Annotated in this window: 17 protein-coding genes; 7 read left to right on the top strand and 10 right to left on the bottom strand. The window is 68.9% G+C overall.

Annotation, left to right across the window (positions count from 1 at the left end; translation table 11 throughout):
- Positions 1-14 precede the first annotated feature (14 nt).
- A complete protein-coding gene (locus tag RS84_RS06460; RefSeq protein WP_045256929.1) occupies positions 15-578 on the bottom strand; it encodes a TetR/AcrR family transcriptional regulator in 564 nt (187 codons plus the stop codon).
- 190 nt (positions 579-768) lie between these two features.
- Between RS84_RS06460 and RS84_RS18630 the strand changes: the two genes are divergently transcribed.
- A complete protein-coding gene (locus RS84_RS18630; protein WP_052676245.1) occupies positions 769-1,908 on the top strand; it encodes a hypothetical protein in 1,140 nt (379 codons plus the stop codon).
- Between the two features lie 6 nt (positions 1,909-1,914).
- Here RS84_RS18630 and RS84_RS06450 read toward each other — a convergent pair whose 3' ends face one another.
- Both RS84_RS06450 and RS84_RS06445 read right to left on the bottom strand, forming a co-directional pair.
- A complete protein-coding gene (locus RS84_RS06450) occupies positions 1,915-2,274 on the bottom strand; it encodes a fluoride efflux transporter FluC (RefSeq protein ID WP_045256928.1) in 360 nt (119 codons plus the stop codon).
- Complete coding sequence (locus RS84_RS06445) at positions 2,271-2,672, bottom strand: CrcB family protein (RefSeq protein ID WP_045256927.1); 402 nt, start codon at positions 2,670-2,672, stop codon at positions 2,271-2,273. The genes RS84_RS06450 and RS84_RS06445 overlap by 4 nt, the downstream gene beginning before the upstream one ends.
- Before the next feature lie 104 nt (positions 2,673-2,776).
- Here RS84_RS06445 and RS84_RS06440 point away from each other — a divergent pair, with 104 nt between their 5' ends.
- Positions 2,777-4,303, top strand: coding sequence for an FAD-dependent oxidoreductase (locus RS84_RS06440; RefSeq protein ID WP_045256926.1), 1,527 nt, complete (start codon positions 2,777-2,779; stop codon positions 4,301-4,303).
- Positions 4,304-4,309: 6 nt separating this feature from the next.
- Here the strand turns inward: RS84_RS06440 and RS84_RS06435 are convergent, their stop codons facing one another.
- The 3 genes from RS84_RS06435 to RS84_RS06425 form a co-directional block, all read right to left on the bottom strand.
- Positions 4,310-5,110 carry a nitroreductase family protein gene (locus tag RS84_RS06435; RefSeq protein WP_045256925.1) on the bottom strand — a complete coding sequence of 267 codons (801 nt, stop codon included), beginning with the start codon at positions 5,108-5,110 and terminating at the stop codon, positions 4,310-4,312.
- Positions 5,111-5,114: 4 nt separating this feature from the next.
- Positions 5,115-5,489, bottom strand: coding sequence for a hypothetical protein (locus RS84_RS06430; RefSeq protein ID WP_045256924.1), 375 nt, complete (start codon positions 5,487-5,489; stop codon positions 5,115-5,117).
- Between the two features lie 119 nt (positions 5,490-5,608).
- Positions 5,609-6,412, bottom strand: a complete 804-nt coding sequence (locus tag RS84_RS06425; protein WP_045256923.1) for a MerR family transcriptional regulator — start codon at positions 6,410-6,412, stop codon at positions 5,609-5,611.
- A gap of 174 nt (positions 6,413-6,586) precedes the next feature.
- Between RS84_RS06425 and RS84_RS06420 the strand changes: the two genes are divergently transcribed.
- The 3 genes from RS84_RS06420 to RS84_RS06410 all read left to right on the top strand — a co-directional run bounded on the left by RS84_RS06420 (position 6,587) and on the right by RS84_RS06410 (position 10,609).
- The gene (locus RS84_RS06420; RefSeq protein ID WP_414738812.1) at positions 6,587-9,028 is read left to right on the top strand and encodes a glycogen/starch/alpha-glucan phosphorylase; all 2,442 of its coding nucleotides are present in this window, start codon (positions 6,587-6,589) and stop codon (positions 9,026-9,028) included.
- Between the two features lie 106 nt (positions 9,029-9,134).
- Entirely contained in the window at positions 9,135-9,977 is an 843-nt protein-coding gene (locus RS84_RS06415) for a DUF4097 family beta strand repeat-containing protein (protein ID WP_045256921.1), read from the top strand.
- Positions 9,974-10,609 carry a PadR family transcriptional regulator gene (locus tag RS84_RS06410; RefSeq protein WP_045256920.1) on the top strand — a complete coding sequence of 212 codons (636 nt, stop codon included), beginning with the start codon at positions 9,974-9,976 and terminating at the stop codon, positions 10,607-10,609. The genes RS84_RS06415 and RS84_RS06410 overlap by 4 nt, the downstream gene beginning before the upstream one ends.
- A 9-nt stretch (positions 10,610-10,618) precedes the next feature.
- Here the strand turns inward: RS84_RS06410 and RS84_RS06405 are convergent, their stop codons facing one another.
- The gene (locus RS84_RS06405; protein WP_045256919.1) at positions 10,619-11,161 is read right to left on the bottom strand and encodes a universal stress protein; all 543 of its coding nucleotides are present in this window, start codon (positions 11,159-11,161) and stop codon (positions 10,619-10,621) included.
- Positions 11,162-11,311: 150 nt separating this feature from the next.
- On the opposite strand from RS84_RS06405, the gene RS84_RS06400 reads away from it, so the two are divergent.
- Positions 11,312-11,503: a DUF3073 domain-containing protein gene (locus RS84_RS06400; protein ID WP_045256918.1), complete on the top strand. Its 192-nt coding sequence runs from the start codon at positions 11,312-11,314 to the stop codon at positions 11,501-11,503.
- Between the two features lie 241 nt (positions 11,504-11,744).
- Here RS84_RS06400 and RS84_RS06395 read toward each other — a convergent pair whose 3' ends face one another.
- Genes RS84_RS06395 through purM form a run of 3 tightly spaced genes read right to left on the bottom strand, consistent with a single transcriptional unit; the run spans position 11,745 to position 15,673 of the window.
- On the bottom strand, positions 11,745-13,067 hold the full coding sequence (locus tag RS84_RS06395; RefSeq protein ID WP_045256917.1) for an MFS transporter: 1,323 nt from the start codon (positions 13,065-13,067) through the stop codon (positions 11,745-11,747).
- Positions 13,067-14,539, bottom strand: coding sequence for an amidophosphoribosyltransferase (gene purF, locus RS84_RS06390; RefSeq protein WP_045256916.1), 1,473 nt, complete (start codon positions 14,537-14,539; stop codon positions 13,067-13,069). The genes RS84_RS06395 and purF overlap by 1 nt, the downstream gene beginning before the upstream one ends.
- Before the next feature lie 24 nt (positions 14,540-14,563).
- A complete protein-coding gene (purM, locus tag RS84_RS06385; RefSeq protein WP_045256915.1) occupies positions 14,564-15,673 on the bottom strand; it encodes a phosphoribosylformylglycinamidine cyclo-ligase in 1,110 nt (369 codons plus the stop codon).
- A gap of 141 nt (positions 15,674-15,814) precedes the next feature.
- Here purM and RS84_RS06380 point away from each other — a divergent pair, with 141 nt between their 5' ends.
- Positions 15,815-16,420: a hypothetical protein gene (locus RS84_RS06380; RefSeq protein WP_045256914.1), complete on the top strand. Its 606-nt coding sequence runs from the start codon at positions 15,815-15,817 to the stop codon at positions 16,418-16,420.

Here is a 16,420-nt window from a genome sequence, read left to right as displayed (position 1 = left end):
GGCGGTTCTCTCGGTTAGGCGGATGCTGCGGCTGGAGTCAGGATTCCGGTGAGGGCGTCGCGGATGATGCCCTCGTCGAGCGGTTCGTCGTGGATCTGGGCGTGCCAGAGTACGCCGTCCAGGAAAACGGCGGCCGCCCTGGCGGGGCCCGGACCGTGAACGGGTGCGATGAATCCGACCACCTCGTCGGACCAGTGACGTGCGAGTTCGCGGACCCTCGGATCGTGGACGGCCGCGGTGACCACGGCCCTATCGGCCTGCACGGCGTGGGCGTCGGAGAGCCCGTCGTGGATGAGTCGCGCGAGCCCGGCGGGCGTCACTCCGTCGGCGAGCACCGCACGGCGGGTGGCCTCGATGCGGCTGTCGACCTCGGCGGCGAGTTCACGGACCGCGGCCTCGCGAAGATCGTCGAGCGTGGCGAAGTACTGCGTGGTCGCGCCGAGCGGCACCCCGGCGCGAGAGGCGACTTTGCGGTGCGTGATCGCGTCGACGCCGATCTCGATGATCAGCTCGGCTGCCGCCGTGATGATCTCGCGACGTCGCGCCTCGGGGTCGCGCCTGCGTCGTGCGTCACTCATGTCACCCCTCTCTGTACGTGCGTACATGTACGTTTGTACATTTCAACGTTCTGAGAACGCTGTGAGCCGTATCCGCGGCCTTTCCCGAAGTCTGGCCGATGGTCTCTACCGCGGCCGCCGTCCGTCGCAGAGAATGGTCTCTCCCGCGGCCTCATTCCCCCATCGGAGGCCACCCTCCGGAGGTCGTTCCATGGTCGCAGGACCGCGTTTCACGCATGCCCTGATCGCGACGGGCCTGTCCGTCGCCGCCCTGCTGCTGTCGGTGCCGTCGACGGCCATGGCAGCCCCCAAGCCCAAGCCCTCGCCGTCACCGACGACCTCGCCGTCACCGGCTCCGTCGACGCCCGCCACCAGCATCCTCGATGCCGACCACACGATGATCCTCGGCTGGACCTCGCACGATCTGCCGACCATGGCCGCCGAGGAGGCCGCGTTCAGCCGGACGAACGGGATGCTCTCGACCTACGCCGACTTCGTGCAGTCGCCCGGCTTCCCGAACGCCTACGCGGACGCCGCCATGTCGCGCCGCTCGGCCCTGCTGATCTCCTGGGAGCCGTGGGACTGGAATCGGCCCGCCGATCAGCAGCCGGCGTTCGCGCCGCGCCGCATCGCCGCCGGCGAGTACGACGCCTACCTGACGTCGTGGCTCACGGACGCTGCCCGCCGCAGTGCGGATGCGGAGATCATCGTGCGGTTCGCGCCCGAGATGGACGACTCGACCCGCCCGTGGTCGAGCAGCACCGCCGCCGGCGGCAACACACCGGCGGAGTACATCGCGATGTGGCGACACGTCTACGCGCTCAAGCAGGCGATCGCGCCCAAGGTCGTGTTCCTCTGGAATCCGCTGAACTACGGCGCCGGTCCCTACCCGTTCGAGTCGTACTTCCCCGGCTCGGCCTACGTCGACGCGCTCGCGCTCGACGGTTTCAACTGGGGGTACACCCCGATGAGTCAAGGCGGCTGGCAGAGCCCGGACGACGTCTTCGGATTCACCGACCCGAACGGGCCGGTGCCGCGACTCAAGGCACTCGCAGGATCCAAGCCCTGGGGCATCGCGGAGACCGCCTCCGCTCCCGACAACCCGGCGGACTTCCAGCCCGGCGGGCCGGGATACGGCGCCTGGGGCAGCTGGGTGTTCCAATGGCCGGCGAACCCGCCCTACGAGGCCACAGCCGACGACTGGATCACCCAGGAGGGATGGTCGCGGATGCTGATCAAGCGGGCGCGCGACTCGGGCGCATCGTTCGTGAACTTCTTCCACGTGGTCAAAGAGACCGACTGGCGCCTGACCGACACCGCGGTCGGCCGTCAGGTGCTGAACGCGGGCTGAGGAAGGTCAGAGGGCGGTTCCGAGCGCGAGCCCGAGGCCGGCGGCCAGCAGTCCCAGCAGAAGGGTCGCGATCGCATTGAAGGCGGATGCCGGGCGCTCGCCGTCGCGCCACAGCGCCACGGTGTCGAGCATCGCCGTGCTGAAGGTCGTGTACCCGCCGAGCAGACCCGCGCCGAGCAGAGTCGTCTGGTCGGGGAGGGCCGCGGTCACGACGCCCAGCGCGAAGGACCCGCTGAGGTTGATGAGGAAGATCCCCCAGGGGAAGCGCCTGCCTGCGAGCCGGGCGACGCCCAGGTCGACGAGATAGCGCAGTGCGGCGCCGATGCCTCCGGCGAGCGCAGCCCCCAGGAACAGCAGCGGGCTCATGAGGCGGCTCCCGTCCGAAGGCGTTCCGCACGGGGTCGGCCGAGGCGCAGGCCAGACGCCGCCGCTGCGAGACCGAGCACGAGAGAGCCTGCGGCGTACGCGACGGCGAGGAGCGGAGCATCCGCCCACAGCCCCACGGTTCCGGTCATGAACGCGCTGTAGGTCGTGAACCCGCCGAGCGCTCCGGTGCCGAGCAGGAGGCGCAGTTCCACGCGTGCGGCGCCGCTGAGGCGGAGGAACGGCCGCGCCATCAGGACGCCGATGAGGAACGCGCCGACGACGTTCGCGATCAGCACGGGAAGGACGCCGGCATCGGCGAGCAGCATCCCGAGCGCGAGCCTGGCGGCGGTTCCCGCAGCACCGCCAGCGACGACCAGGAGCACACGACGGAGATTCACCCTGTCACTGTAGTCGGCACGATCTCGACGGCCGCGTCGTGCCAGCACCCGGCCGCCCTGTCAAGGCGGTGCGCGCAGGCCTGATCGACGGGTTGACTGGCCCCATGACTCCGCTCTGGAAACTCGGACCGACCGTTCCCCTCGGCTCGCCCTTCGACCCTGGCGCGCGACACGACGTCGTCATCGTCGGCGCGGGAATCACGGGACTGTCGACAGCCGTGATGCTGGCGGATGCCGGGCTCGACGTCGCCGTGATCGATTCGGGATCGGTGGCCGAGCTCGCAACCGGCGGCAACACCGGCAAGCTCTCGCTGCTTCAAGGAAGCCGGCTCGCCGAGATCCGGCGGCACCACCCGGCGTCGCTCGTGCGCGCGTACGTCGACGCCAACCGGGACGGCATGCAGTGGCTCCTCGGATTCGCGGAGGGCGCCGGCATCCCGTACGCGCGCCGCACCGACCACAGCTACGCACAGGGACGCTCCGGTCTCGAGACCCTGCGCCGCCAGCATTCCGCCGCACGCGAGGCCGGCCTCGATGCGCGCGTGCTCGAGCAGGCCGACCTCGACGTTCCGTTCTCCGCCCTCGGCGCGATCGCTCTCGACGAGCAGGCGACGATCGATCCGGTGCGGGTCACGCAGGCACTCGCCAGGAAGCTGCTCGCCGCGGGCGGCACCCTGCACGATCATGTGCGGGCGACCGGTGCCCATGCGCTTCCCGAGCCGTGCGTCGAGACGACCGCCGGCCCCCTGTTCGCCCACGACATCGTGCTCGCGACGGGCACGCCCATCCTCGATCGCGGTCTGTACTTCATGAAGGTGCGCGGGCTGCGCTCCTACTGCGTCTCGTTCCGCACCTCGGCCCCCGTTCCGGACGGCACGTTCATCTCGGTCGACGGCCTCACGCGCTCCATCCGCCCGGTCGCGGCAGCCGACGGCCCTGCAGACGCTGCACAGCTGGTCGTCGGAGGAGGCGGACATCCGGTCGGGCGCTCCGATGGCGAGACCGCGGCGATCGACGACCTCGTGTCGTGGACGCGTGAGCACTTCCCCGACGCCGAAGAGACGCACCGCTGGTCGGCGCAGGACTACGAGTCGCACAACCTCATCCCCTTCGTCGGGGCGATGCCTCGCGGCCTCGGCCGCATCCGCTTCGCGACCGGCTACGCGAAATGGGGGCTCACGAACGCGCCGGCGGCCGCGCTGCGGCTCACGGCCGAGATCCTCGGCACGCAGCGACGTGACCGCCCGTCATGGATGACCGCGATCGGCACGCGTCTCACGGTGCCGGCCGATCTGGCGCGCGGAGCGGCCGAGGGCGGGCGCGTCGCCGCCGCCCTCTCCACGGGGTGGACGGATGCCGAGCGCAGGCCCGTTCCGGTGCCGCGGCCGGCCGAGGGGCAGGGTGTCGTGGCGAACCGCGCCGGCCGTCCGGTCGGCATCTCGACCGTCGACGGCGAGACCCGCGCGGTCGACGCGGTCTGCACGCACCTGGGCGGCGTTCTCGACTGGAACGACGCGGAGTGCACCTGGGACTGCCCGCTGCACGCTTCGCGCTTCGCGGCCGACGGCCGGCGTCTCGAGGGCCCCGCGGTGCACGATCTGCGCCGGCTGCCGCGAACGACAGCCGAGTGAGCGGGGTCAGGGACGCGCGGCGTCCCATCCGTCCTGCGCCGTCTCGCAGGTCTCGCGGAAGACGTACTGCGACACGAGTCGGCGTTCGCTGCTCGTCCAGTCGATCGCGGGCCGGCGCTGCTCCGGGGGCACGTAGCCCAGCCGATAGACGGCCATGAGCTCGAGGTCGTCCGGCACCCGTAGCATCCGCACGATCTCGTCCCAGCGGCCCGGCACCTCCATGGGGAAGGAGATGAACTGGATGCCCATGCCGAGCTCGACCGTGGTGAGCCAGATGTTCTCCATCGCGGCGCCCATGCTGAACACCGAGTAGAACGAGGAGAGCTGACCGGGCCGGTACTCGCTGCGATCGAGCATGACGCCGAGCAGCAGCGGGGAGCCCGCGACCAGCCGGCGGTTCTCCTCGCCCAGCGTCTTCGGCACTCCGAACGCGTTCATGAGCTTCTGCCCGCGCTTCGTGAAGACCTGTCCCGTGAACGGCCGGAGCGCCGCGGGCAGCTTGTCGAACAGCATCCCGCTGCGCTTCTCGTCCATCTCGGCCTGACTGAAGCGGAAGTAGGGCTTGTAGCGCTCGAAGAACGTGCCGTTCGACATCGCCTCGGTCATGCTCTCGCCGGAGATGCGCGCGATCGCCTCGATCGTGTCGCGGTTCTCGATCACGACGAAGCGCCAGGGCTGGCTGTTCAGCTGCGAGGGTGCGCGACCTGCGGCTTCGAGCAGCAGACGCTGATGCTCCTCCGACACGGGGTCGGGCAGGAACGGCCCGTTCGTGGTCTTGCGGCGGCGGATGGCGTCGAGCAGTTCCATGCGGTCACTTCCGGTCGGAGGGCAGGCGCGAGGCGACGAGCCCCGCGACGATGAAGGGCGCCGCGGCGAGCGCGACGAGCGGATGCCGTCGGGTTCGCGTGCCCGCGTACGGGATCACGGCGAGCGGCCCGATCGCCGGAGCGAGGAAGGCCGCGGCCCGACGGGTCGCGGCGACCGGCCGGGCCCAGAAGGCGGCGCTCAGCGCCGCGCCGGTCGCGACGCACGTGATGATGTAGAGCACGTGGTGGACCCAGCGGAATCGCCGCGTGTCGATGAGCCGCACGGCGACCGCGGTTCCGAGGGCGACGTTCGCGCCGTACGCTGCAGCGGCCGCGATGAACAGTCGCGCCGCGTCTGTGCGTCTCCAGCGGCGGGCCATGTCCTGACCCTACGCCCACGCGCGGCATCCGCTCCGGCTCTTGCGCGCGGGTGCGGCGGTCGGCTATGGATGCGTCGACAGGCTCAGCAACCCACTGGGTCCCTGAGCCTGTCGAATTGCTACAGGTTCGCCTCCGCGTACACGCGGAGCGCGTCTCGGACGAACTCCGCACCGTGCGTGCCGCCGGCGGACGTCGCGTAGTTCGCGCCGAAGCGCGGATCTGCCACGTACATCTCGCCGAGGCCGATCACGTAGCCCCTGACGTCGCCGCCGGGTGCGGCCGCCGGCGTCCCCGGGATGCCCGTGAGCCACTCGACGTGACGGCGGGCGATGGCCTGGGCCTCGTCGGATGCGGGATCGATGCCGCTCTCGGCGGCGGCGATCCAGTCGCGTCCGAGGTCGGACACGCGACGCTGCCAGTCTGCGCGCTCAGCATCCGTCATCCCCCGCCACCAGCGGTCGCTGTCGGCGTAGGCCTTCTTGCCCCAGCGCTCTTCGACCTCCTCCTTGTACCGGGTGTGGTCGAAGCCGTCGAACATGTTCTCTGCCATGAGTTCTTCACCTCCTCTCAATGCTGCGATGGTGGATTCGACCGACGCGATCTGCCGCGCCAGCCGGGTCTGCTCCTCACGGAGGAGTGCCAGATGGGTCTCGAGCGCGGATGCCTCGGCCTTCGCCCCCTGGGTCCCTGAGCTTGTCGAAGGGTCGAGCACCTCGGCGATCTGCGGCAGCCCGAGTCCGAGCTCGCGCAGCAGCAGGATCCGCTGCAGTCGCACGAGCGCCTGCTCGTCGTAGTGCCGGTAGCCGTTGTGCGCGATGCGCGATGGCGGCAGGAGACCGATGTCGTCGTAGTGACGCAGCGTCCTGCTGGTGGTTCCGGCGAGTCGGGCGATCTCCTGGATCGACCAGTCCCTGGCTGACATCTCCTCCTCCTTCCCTCGGATGCTCTGTGGATATCTCCACCGTAGAAGTTGACGCTGCGTCAAGGTCAAGAGGTGATTTCGTAGTGCGTTCGTAACGCGGCGAACATCGTGTCTCGCTACGGTCGAGACGTGCCCGAAAACACCAGTGCCACGCATCCTCTCGCTCTCGCCCCCGTGACCGCCCCGGAGAGCTCGGCCGACGCCTTCGTGGCCGACTTTTTGCACAGTCTCAACTTCGATCGGGGCGTCGCGCTGTCGGCGTCGAGTGCGAACGACCGCTATTTCGCACTCGCGCACACGGTGCGCGACTACCTGATGGCGCGATGGCTCGAAGACCTCCGCCGTCAGAAGCAGTCGCAGTCGAAAGGCGTCTGCTACCTCTCGGCCGAGTACCTCCTGGGTCGCCAGCTCGACAACAACCTCCTCGCCGGCGGTCTTGCCGACATCGCGGAGGAGGCGCTCGCATCCTGCGGCATCTCGCTCGACGACCTGCGTCAGCACGAAGTGGAGCCCGGACTCGGCAACGGCGGTCTCGGCCGGCTCGCCGCCTGCTTCATCGACTCGCTCGCGACGCTCGGCGTGCCGAGCATCGGCTACGGCATCCGCTACGAGTACGGCATCTTCCGCCAGACATTCGTCGAGGGCCAGCAGGTCGAGCAGCCCGACTCCTGGCTCTCGCTCGGTTCGCCGTGGGAGTTCGCCCGCCCCGAGGACGCGCAGACGATCGCGTTCGGCGGTCGCACCGAGACCTACGACGACGAGGGCGTCACGCGGTCGCGCTGGGTACCGGGGTGGAACGTGCAGGCCGTGCCCTACAACTACATGGTCCCCGGATTCCAGAACGGCCGAGTGAACACCCTCCGGCTGTGGAGCGCGGTGGCCACGAACGCGTTCGACCTGCGGATCTTCAACTCGGGCGACTACGAAGAGGCGGTGCGCGCGCAGACGTTCGCCGAGAACATCTCGAAGGTTCTCTACCCCGAGGACTCCACGCCGCAGGGCAAGGAGCTGCGCCTGCAGCAGCAGTACTTCTTCGTCGCAGCATCCATCCACGACTTCCTCGACAACATGCTCGCCGAGGGCTTCGACCTCTCGGCGCTTCCGGACCGCGTCATCTTCCAGCTCAACGACACCCACCCGGTGATCGCGGTGCCCGAGTTCATGCGCGTGCTCGTCGACGAGAAGAAGATGGAGTGGGATGCCGCGTGGGCGATCACGCGGCAGTGCTTCGCGTACACGTGCCACACGCTGCTGCCGGAGGCCCTCGAGGTGTGGCCCGTCGACCTGCTCGGCCGACTGCTGCCGCGCCACCTGGAGATCATCTACCGGATCAACGAGGAGTTCCTCGATGCCGTGCGCGCCCGCTACGGCGACGACGAGATGCGCATCCGCAACATGTCGATCATCGCCGAGCATCCGGTCCGCTCCGTGCGGATGGCGTACCTCGCGACGGTGGCGGGGGCCAGGGTCAACGGCGTCGCCGAGCTGCATTCGCAGCTGCTGCGCGACAAGGTGCTCGGCGACTTCGACGACTTCTTCCCCGAGAAGTTCACGAACGTGACCAACGGTGTCACGCCCCGCCGGTTCCTTCGCCTGGCCAACCCCGAGCTCTCGGGTCTGATCACTGAGGCGATCGGCGACGGGTGGCTCACGGACCTCGAGCGCCTGCGCGAGCTGGAGCCGTTCGCAGAGGATTCCGGGTTCCGCGCGGCCTTCGGCGAGGTGAAGGCCGCGAACAAGCGCCGGCTCCACGAGGTGCTGCGGGCTCGCGACGGCTTCGAGGTGAGCGACGGCCACCTGCTCGACGTGATGGTCAAGCGCCTGCACGAGTACAAGCGGCAGATGCTCAAGGTGCTGCACGTCGTGTCGACGTACGAGGGCGTGGTGTCCGGCCGCGTGCCCGCGGCCGAGGTGCAGCCGCGCACGGTGATCTTCGGCGCGAAGGCGGCGCCCGGGTACACGATGGCCAAGAGGATCATCCACCTCATCAATGCGGTGGGTTCGGTGGTGAACAGCGACCCCAGGCTCGACGGGCGACTCACGGTGATCTTCCCGCCCAACTACGACGTGACGCTCGCGGAGCGCGTGATACCGGCCGCTGACCTCTCCGAGCAGATCTCCCTGGCCGGCAAGGAGGCCTCGGGCACGGGCAACATGAAGTTCGCCCTCAACGGCGCTCTGACGATCGGGACCGATGACGGGGCGAACGTCGAGATCCGCGAGCTCGTCGGCGACGAGAACTTCTTCCTGTTCGGCATGAGCGAGCCCGAGGTGTCGGAGTCGGCGGCGCGCGGCTACCGGCCGAGCGAGTTCTATCAGGAGGATGCCGGGCTCCGGGCCGCGATCGACCTGATCGCATCGGGCGCGTTCTCCCGCGGAGACCGCTCCGTGTTCGAGCCGATCGTGTCGAACCTGCTCTATGAGGACCGGTTCATGGTGCTCGCCGATTACGCCTCGTACATCGCGGCGCAGGAGCGGGTCGACGACGCCTACGCCGATCAGGAGGCGTGGACGCGCTCGGCGATCCTCAACGTCGCCCGCACGGGGTTCTTCTCGTCGGACCGGTCGATCCGCGACTACATCGACCGCATCTGGCACACGCCGCCGCTCGCCTGACAACCCGCATCCGCCCCGGTCGAGATGCACCTTGACGGCATCGAGCTATATCGTGTTACAGTGGAAGGAACGCGATATAGCGCGATTCCGAACAAGGAGAAGCAACATGACCGAGAAGTGGCTCATCGCCCCAGGCGAGGAACGCGTCATCGACATCGAGAACGCGACCCGTCTGAAGATCGGACTCGTCGGCGGGCAGGTCGACGTGATCGCTCACGACGAACCCGGCATCCGCATCGAGGTGCACGGCGTCACCACCAAGGACCTGCGCATCGAATCGGTCGACGGGCAGGTCGAGATCGACCACCCGCAGCTGGGCTGGGACAACTTCCTCGAGGTGTTCCGCAACTTCGGCGCCGGCGGCCCCAAGGCCGAGGTCAGCGTGGCGGTCCCCCGCTCGATCGCCCTGAACCTGGGCGTGGTCAGCGCCGGCGCTCTCGTCTCCGGCATCCGCAACGACGCCCGCCTGAGCACCGTCTCGGGCGACATCATCGTCGACACCCTGATCGGAGACCTCTCGATCAACACGGTCTCGGGCGACGTGCAGGTGCGCGGCCTGACCGGATCCATCAACGCCAACAGCGTCTCGGGCGACGTCGCCGCCACGGGCACGATCCGCAAGGCGACCGTCGACATCGTGTCGGGCACGACCATGATCGATGCGGCCGGAGACGTGAACGCGATCAACGTGAACTCCGTGTCGGGCGGCATCACGGTGCGCCTCGACGAGTCCCTCGCTGCGAACTACGTGATCCGCTCGATGAGCGGACGCATCCTGGTCGACGGGGTCGAGCGCGGGTCCAGCGGCCCGAGCAACTTCACCGGCTCCACAGGTGAGCTCGCCGGACGCTTCGTCGATCTGCGAGCAAACTCGGTGTCGGGCGGCGTGACCGTGCTGCGCCGCGCTCCCGAGTCGATCGTGAACGACCCCGAATGGGAGGAAGCATGAGCCCCGCGGTCTTCTCCCACGGCGACCTCCGCCTGTACCTGCTGTCGCTGATCGCCGAATCTCCGCAGCATGGGTACGGCATCATCCAGGCGCTCACCGACCGCACGGGCGGCACCTACACGCCCAGTGCAGGCACGATCTACCCGCGCCTCGCGAAGCTCGAGGAGGAGGGCCTGGTCACCAAGACCGTCGACGGCCGCACCACGATCTACACGATCACGGATGCCGGCCGCGCCGAGGTCACCGCCCGCGAAGGCGAGCTCGCGGGTATCGAAGCCGGGCTCACCGACTCGGTGCGCCTGATCGCGAACGAGGTTCGCCAGAGCGTGCAGGAGGCGATGAAGAGCCTTCGCGCCGATCTCGCGAGCGCTGCCCGTGATGATCGCACGGCCTCCAAGAGCCGGCCGCGAACTCCCGCCGACGACGAGCGGATCGTCAGCCGCGAGGAGCTCCACAGAGCGGATGCCGTCATCAACGCGTTCCGCGCGAGGGTCCGCACCGATCTGCGCACTCACGTCGCGCGCGGCGGGGCGCTGCCGGCATCCGTCGTCTCCGATCTCGAAGACGGCCTGGACGCCGCCGCGAAGGGCGTCACCGCCGCCCTCGCCGCCCTTCAGAAGCCCGGTCGCTGAGGGCGCCGGTCACTCGACCCAGATGTCCTTCTGCGTGTCGGGCACCGGCTCCTCGAGCGGCACGACGAGCACCGAACGATGCTGACGGTGCGCCAGGCGCGCGGCGACCGATCCGGTGAAGAACTCCCTGATCGACTCGCCGATGCCGCGCTTGCGCGTGCCGACCACGATGAGCTGCGCGTCGAGCTTGTTCGCCAGCTGCTTGATCGCCAGGGCGGGGTCGCCCACGAGCTGGCGAGCGGTCCAGGTGATGCCCGTGCCGTCGAGGACTGCGGATGCCGTGGCCTGCACAGCCTCGAACTCGGCGGCTCCGGCTTCGAAGTTGATGTCGATCGGCGCGGAATGCACGTAGCCGTCAGGGTCTTCGTACGTGACGAAGCGGGTGACGTCGACGTGAACCACCACGAGGGGCACCCCGAGAAGTCGCGCGTACTTGACCGCTTCATCGAGCACGTGCTGCGATTGATCGGGCTGCAGCCCGACGATCACCGCTTTCTGCAGTGCCGCGTTCTGTGCAGCTTCCTCGCTCGACGCAGAGGGGTTGTCGGTCATGAGAATCGCTCCCTTCACCAGTCGGGCCACACAGCAAGAGGGTCTTACCCGCGTGCTATTCTGAATGCTACTCTTACCGGCTTCACGCCGGTGTCCTGAAACGCGCCGGGCTCCACCACCCGGCTGCTGACTCGTGAGGGGGTCTCGCGCATGGGCCGTGGCCGTCAAAAGGCGAAGCACACCAAAATCGCCCGCGAACTCAAGTCGTTCAGTCCGTCTGTGAACTATTCGGCACTGGAACGAGAGCTCGGGCACCCGAGCGACGACTCGGAACCCGAGTACGTCGACAAGTGGGCCGATGAATATGCCGACGAAGACGAGGACGAACTAGAGAAGGCCTGACCGCCTCTCCTGCTCGTCTCCCCCCGCGCAGCGCGCGGGGGGTTTCGTCGTACCCGGAAGGCGCCGGGGTGTCGTACCCGCCCTCCCGCCGGACCGTCCGCCGAGGTAGGCGATAACGCGAGCGTAGGAGGATTCCCCGCAGAAGCGTCCTTCCTCCGCCGAATCTCCTACCTCGGCTGAGGCCGGAAGGGGCGGGACGGATGCCCTAGCAGGCGGATGGCGGGACGGATGCGGGTGTGCGTCACCAGCGCCCGTATCGGCGCTCCCAGTCCTCTTCGATCGTGCGACGCCGTCCGGCGATCCATCCGGCGGGGATCACCGCGATCAGGACGCCGACGAGCAGAAGCAGGGGAACCTGCCAGCTGCCGGTCGCCTCGTGCAGCACGCCGATGAGCAGCGGGAACACGGCAGCCAGTGCGTAGCCGATGCTCTGGGCGAACCCGCTGAGCGCGACGGCGCTCTCGGGCGTGCGGGAGCGGATGCTGAGCAGCACCAGGCTCAGCGGGAACAGCATCGGCGCCAGACCGAACACCGCGACCCAGAGGGGAAGGCCCACGGTCGGCACGAACAGCAGCCCGGCGAGACCGACCAGGCCGCAGGCGATCCCGAAGAAGAAGACGGGCCTGGTCGCCTGGAAGCGCACGATCAAGACGGGCACGAGGAGCGAGCAGGGCATGCCCATGAGACCGAACAGCGAGAGCAGCAGTCCCGCATCGGAGGCAGACACTCCCCCCACGTCGATCAGGATCGCGGGAAGCCAGGCGAAGGAGACGTAGGCGAGCGTCGAGGAGGCTCCGAACACCAGAGCGATCGACCAGGCCATCGGCAGCCGCCACAGCCGCCCGAACACCTTGGGGTTCGCCGGACTCGTGACGATCGGACCGGTCGCGACCTCGCCGGCGTCGCGGTCGTCGCCGGCCTTCTCGTCGAACGACGGCTTGACCAGCGCCCCCGGCGCTGCGACGGCATCCGTGCGTCCGGCCAGCAGCATCGTCACCCACGGGATCAGCGCGAAGAAGGCGAAGGCTCCCCACAGCCCGAGCGAGACACGCCACCCGGCGGAATCAGCGATCGGCACGGCCACGAGGGGCGGCACGAATGTCGACACCGCCATGGTCGTCGAGTACACGGTCATCATCAGACCGAGGCGATCGGGGAAGTACTTCTTGACGAGCGGCGGCATCAGGATGTTGCCCGAGCCGACACCGGCGAACACCACTGTGGTCGCCGCCAGCAGCGACCACGAGTCCACAGACAGGCTGCGCAGCACGAGACCCGCGGCGATGAGGCTGATCGCCGCGACGGCGACGCGCTCGAGGCCGAACCGCCGTTCGAACAGCGGCGTGAGCAGCCCGAACACGGCGAAGCAGACAGGCGGCGCCGCGCCGATGAGCCCGGCGACGACCGAGGAGATCGGGAAGTCTTCGGAGATGTGGTCGATCACCGGCGAGAGCGACGCGACCGCTGAGCGCAGCGAGAACGCGACGAGGATGATGCCGAGCAGCGCGAGCGCCCGGCCCTGCCACAGCGGTCGGCCCTTCGACGAGCTCAGGGACCCAGACATCAAGAGGACTGCGACTCCTCGACCCAGGCGAGGTACTCGTCGCTCACAGTGCCGGTGACGTAGCGGCCGTCGAAGCAGCTCATGTCGAGGTCGGTCACGCCAGAGCCCTCGGTGATCGCGGCCTTGAGGTCGTCGACCTCCTGGTACACGAGGTGGTCGACGCCGAGCTCCGCGGCGATCTCGGGGATCGTGCGGCCATGGGCGATGAGCTCATGACGCGACGGCATGTTGATGCCGTAGACGTGCGGATGCCGCACCGGGGGCGCCGCCGAGGCGAATGTGACCGACTTCGCACCGGCATCCCGCGCCATCTGGATGATCTGCTTCGAGGTCGTGCCGCGCACGATCGAGTCGTCGATGAGCAGCACGTTCTTGCCCTTGAACTCGGTCGACATCGCGTTCAGCTTCTGCCGGACGCTCTTCTTGCGCACAGCCTGGCCCGGCATGATGAAGGTGCGGCCCACATAGCGGTTCTTGTAGAAGCCCTCGCGGTATTCGATGCCGAGCTTGCGGGCGACCTCCATCGCGGCGGGGCGCGAGGAATCGGGGATCGGCATGACGACATCGATCTCGTCCATCGGCACGTGCTTGGCGATGGTGTCGGCGAGCCGGTCGCCCATGCGCAGGCGCGACTCGTAGACCGAGATGCCGTTCATGACCGAGTCGGGTCGTGCGAGGTAGACGTACTCGAACGCGCACGGCGCGAGCGTCGTGTTCTCGGCGCACTGCTGGGTGAACAGCTCGCCGTCGTTCGTGATGAACACGGCCTCGCCGGGCTCGACCTCACGGACGACTTCGTAGTCGCCGTTCTCGAGGACGAGCGATTCGCTTGCGACGACCCACTCGTCCCTGCCCTCCGACCCTTCGACCGCGGAGCGACGCCGGCCGAGGATGAGCGGGCGGATGCCGAAGGGGTCGCGGAACGCGAGCAGACCATATCCGGCGATCACGGCGATCACGGCATAGGCGCCCTCGATGCGCTGGTGCGTGCGGGCGACGGCCTCGAAGATGCGCTCGGGGTCGAGATCGACGGTCGAGGTCGTGTTCTGCAGCTCGCCGGCGAGCACGTTGAGCAGCAGCTCGGTGTCGCTCGAGGAGTTCAGGTGGCGGCGGTCGCGCTTGGCCATGTCGGCGGTGAGCTCGCGCGTGTTCGTGAGGTTGCCGTTGTGGATGAGGATGATGCCGTACGGCGCGTTCACGTAGAACGGCTGCATCTCCTCCTCGTTCGACGCGGTGCCCTTCGTCGCATAGCGCACGTGGCCGAGTCCGACGTTGCCGAGCAGGGCGCGCATGTCGCGGGTGCGGAAGGCCTCTCGGACCATGCCCTGCGCCTTCGCGTTGTGCATGACGCCGTTCGGCTCGGCGGTTGCGATGCCCGTCGCGTCCTGCCCGCGGTGCTGCAGCAGGAGGAGAGCGTCGTAGATGTCCTGGTTGACCGGGGCCGTTCCGACCATTCCGACGATGCCGCACATGGAGTGTCTACTTCATCCGTTTCTTCAGTGGGAGGCGTATGCGCCGACGAGGCGCACCGCTCCGCCGTCGACGCCCTTGGCGCCCTGTTCGAACTCTCCGGCCGGGCGCGCGCCGACGCCGACCGTCGCGACCTGCCAGGCGGGCATGCCCTCCGCGGCGAGCGCGGCGATCGCGGCATCCTTCTTGTCTGCGGCGATCACCGCGAGGAATCCGATGCCGAGGTTCCACGTTCCCTCCGCCGATTCCAGCGCGGAGCCGGCGATGTCGCTGAGCACGCGGAAGACGGGGCTCGGCGACCACGTGCTGCGGTCGACCTCGGCCCAGCTGCCCTGCGGAAGCACGCGGGCGAGGTTCGCAGCGATGCCGCCGCCCGTGACGTGGCTGAGTGCATGCACTCCCCCGCCGAGCGCGTCGATGAGACGCAGCAGCGGAAGCGTGTAGAGGCGGGTCGGCTCGAGCAGCGCCTCGCCCCAGGTGGTACCGAAGTCGGCGGCCTGATCGGCGTAGGTGATGCCGGCGTTCGTGATGATGTGGCGCACGAGGGAGTAGCCGTTGGAGTGCAGACCGCTCGACTGCACGGCGAGCACGACGTCGCCGTCCTGCACGCGCTCGGCGCCGAGGATCGCGTCGGCTTCGACGACACCGGTCGCGGCACCCGCCACGTCGTAGTCGCGCGGGCCGAGCAGGCCGGGGTGCTCTGCGGTCTCGCCGCCGACGAGCGCGGTGCCGGTGGCCGAGCACGCCCCGGCGATGCCGCGCACGATGTCGGCGATGCGCTGGGGGAACACCTTGCCGCACGCGATGTAGTCGGTCATGAACAGGGGCTTGGCGCCCACCACGACGATGTCGTCGACGACCATTCCGACCAGGTCCTGCCCGATCGTGTCGTGCTTGTCGATCGCCTGCGCGATCGCGACCTTCGTGCCGACGCCGTCGGTGCTGCTGGCGAGCAGCGGACGGCGATAGCCGAGCAGCGCGCTGGCGTCGAAGAGGCCGGCGAATCCGCCGACACCGCCGAGCACTTCTGGGCCGTGCGTCGCGCGCACGGAGGACTTCATCAGCTCGACGGCGAGATCACCTGCAGCGGTGTCGACGCCGGCTTCGGAATAGGGATTGGTGGGGGAGGCAGCCACCCCACGATCCTACCGTCCCGCCGCCTGCCCGATCTCCGAGAAGACGGAGAGCGGATGCCGGGCCGGCGGTGCGTGAGCAGAACGCGTCGGCGAGCGCGGAGATGATGAGCGCGAGGATGCCCGGCCAAATACGATGGGCTCATGTCCGAGAAGCCGCAGTGGCTGATCCGCGAAGACGCGGGCGTTCCGGTGCTCGTCGCGCTCGCGCTGCGGCAGGCGCTCGGCATCCGTGCGCCCGCCGACCTGCCGAGCCTGCGCGATCTGCCCGTCCGCGCGCCCGACGCCGTCGAGGCGACCCCGGAGATCGAAGCGCAGTGGCTCGACTACTGGGACATGACGGTCGAGCCTCGCGCGCATCCGTCCGGCGTTCCGCTCGAGCTCGTCGACGGGTTCGACACGCTCGTCGCGCTGCCCGCGACAGGAGCGGAAGAGCTGGCCGCCGCGATCGCGCCGCACGCGGCATCCGCGCTGCAGTACGCGCGAGCAGCCCATGATCGCTACGTGTCGTCGGTCAAGAGCCACACGGGCGGCGACTCCTATCGCGCCTACGCCAGCGCGATCGCCGAGTTCGAGCGCGAGGTCGGCCGCCGCGCGCACTCCTTCGAGCTGAATGTGCAGGTGCTGCCGTTCTCACAGCGCGGCATCTGGTGGGTCGGCGCTCTCACGGTCGCTGTGACCGACGGGCTGCGCCGCGACATCGTCGCGTTCGACGGGGCCATCCGCCCCGTCATCGGAGAGCTGGCCTGA

The sequence above is a fragment of the Microbacterium hydrocarbonoxydans genome, assembly GCF_000956475.1.
GTDB lineage: Bacteria > Actinomycetota > Actinomycetes > Actinomycetales > Microbacteriaceae > Microbacterium > Microbacterium hydrocarbonoxydans_A.
The sequence above is the reverse complement of the archived record's forward strand: the minus strand, read 5'-3'. Positions and strand labels throughout refer to the sequence as shown.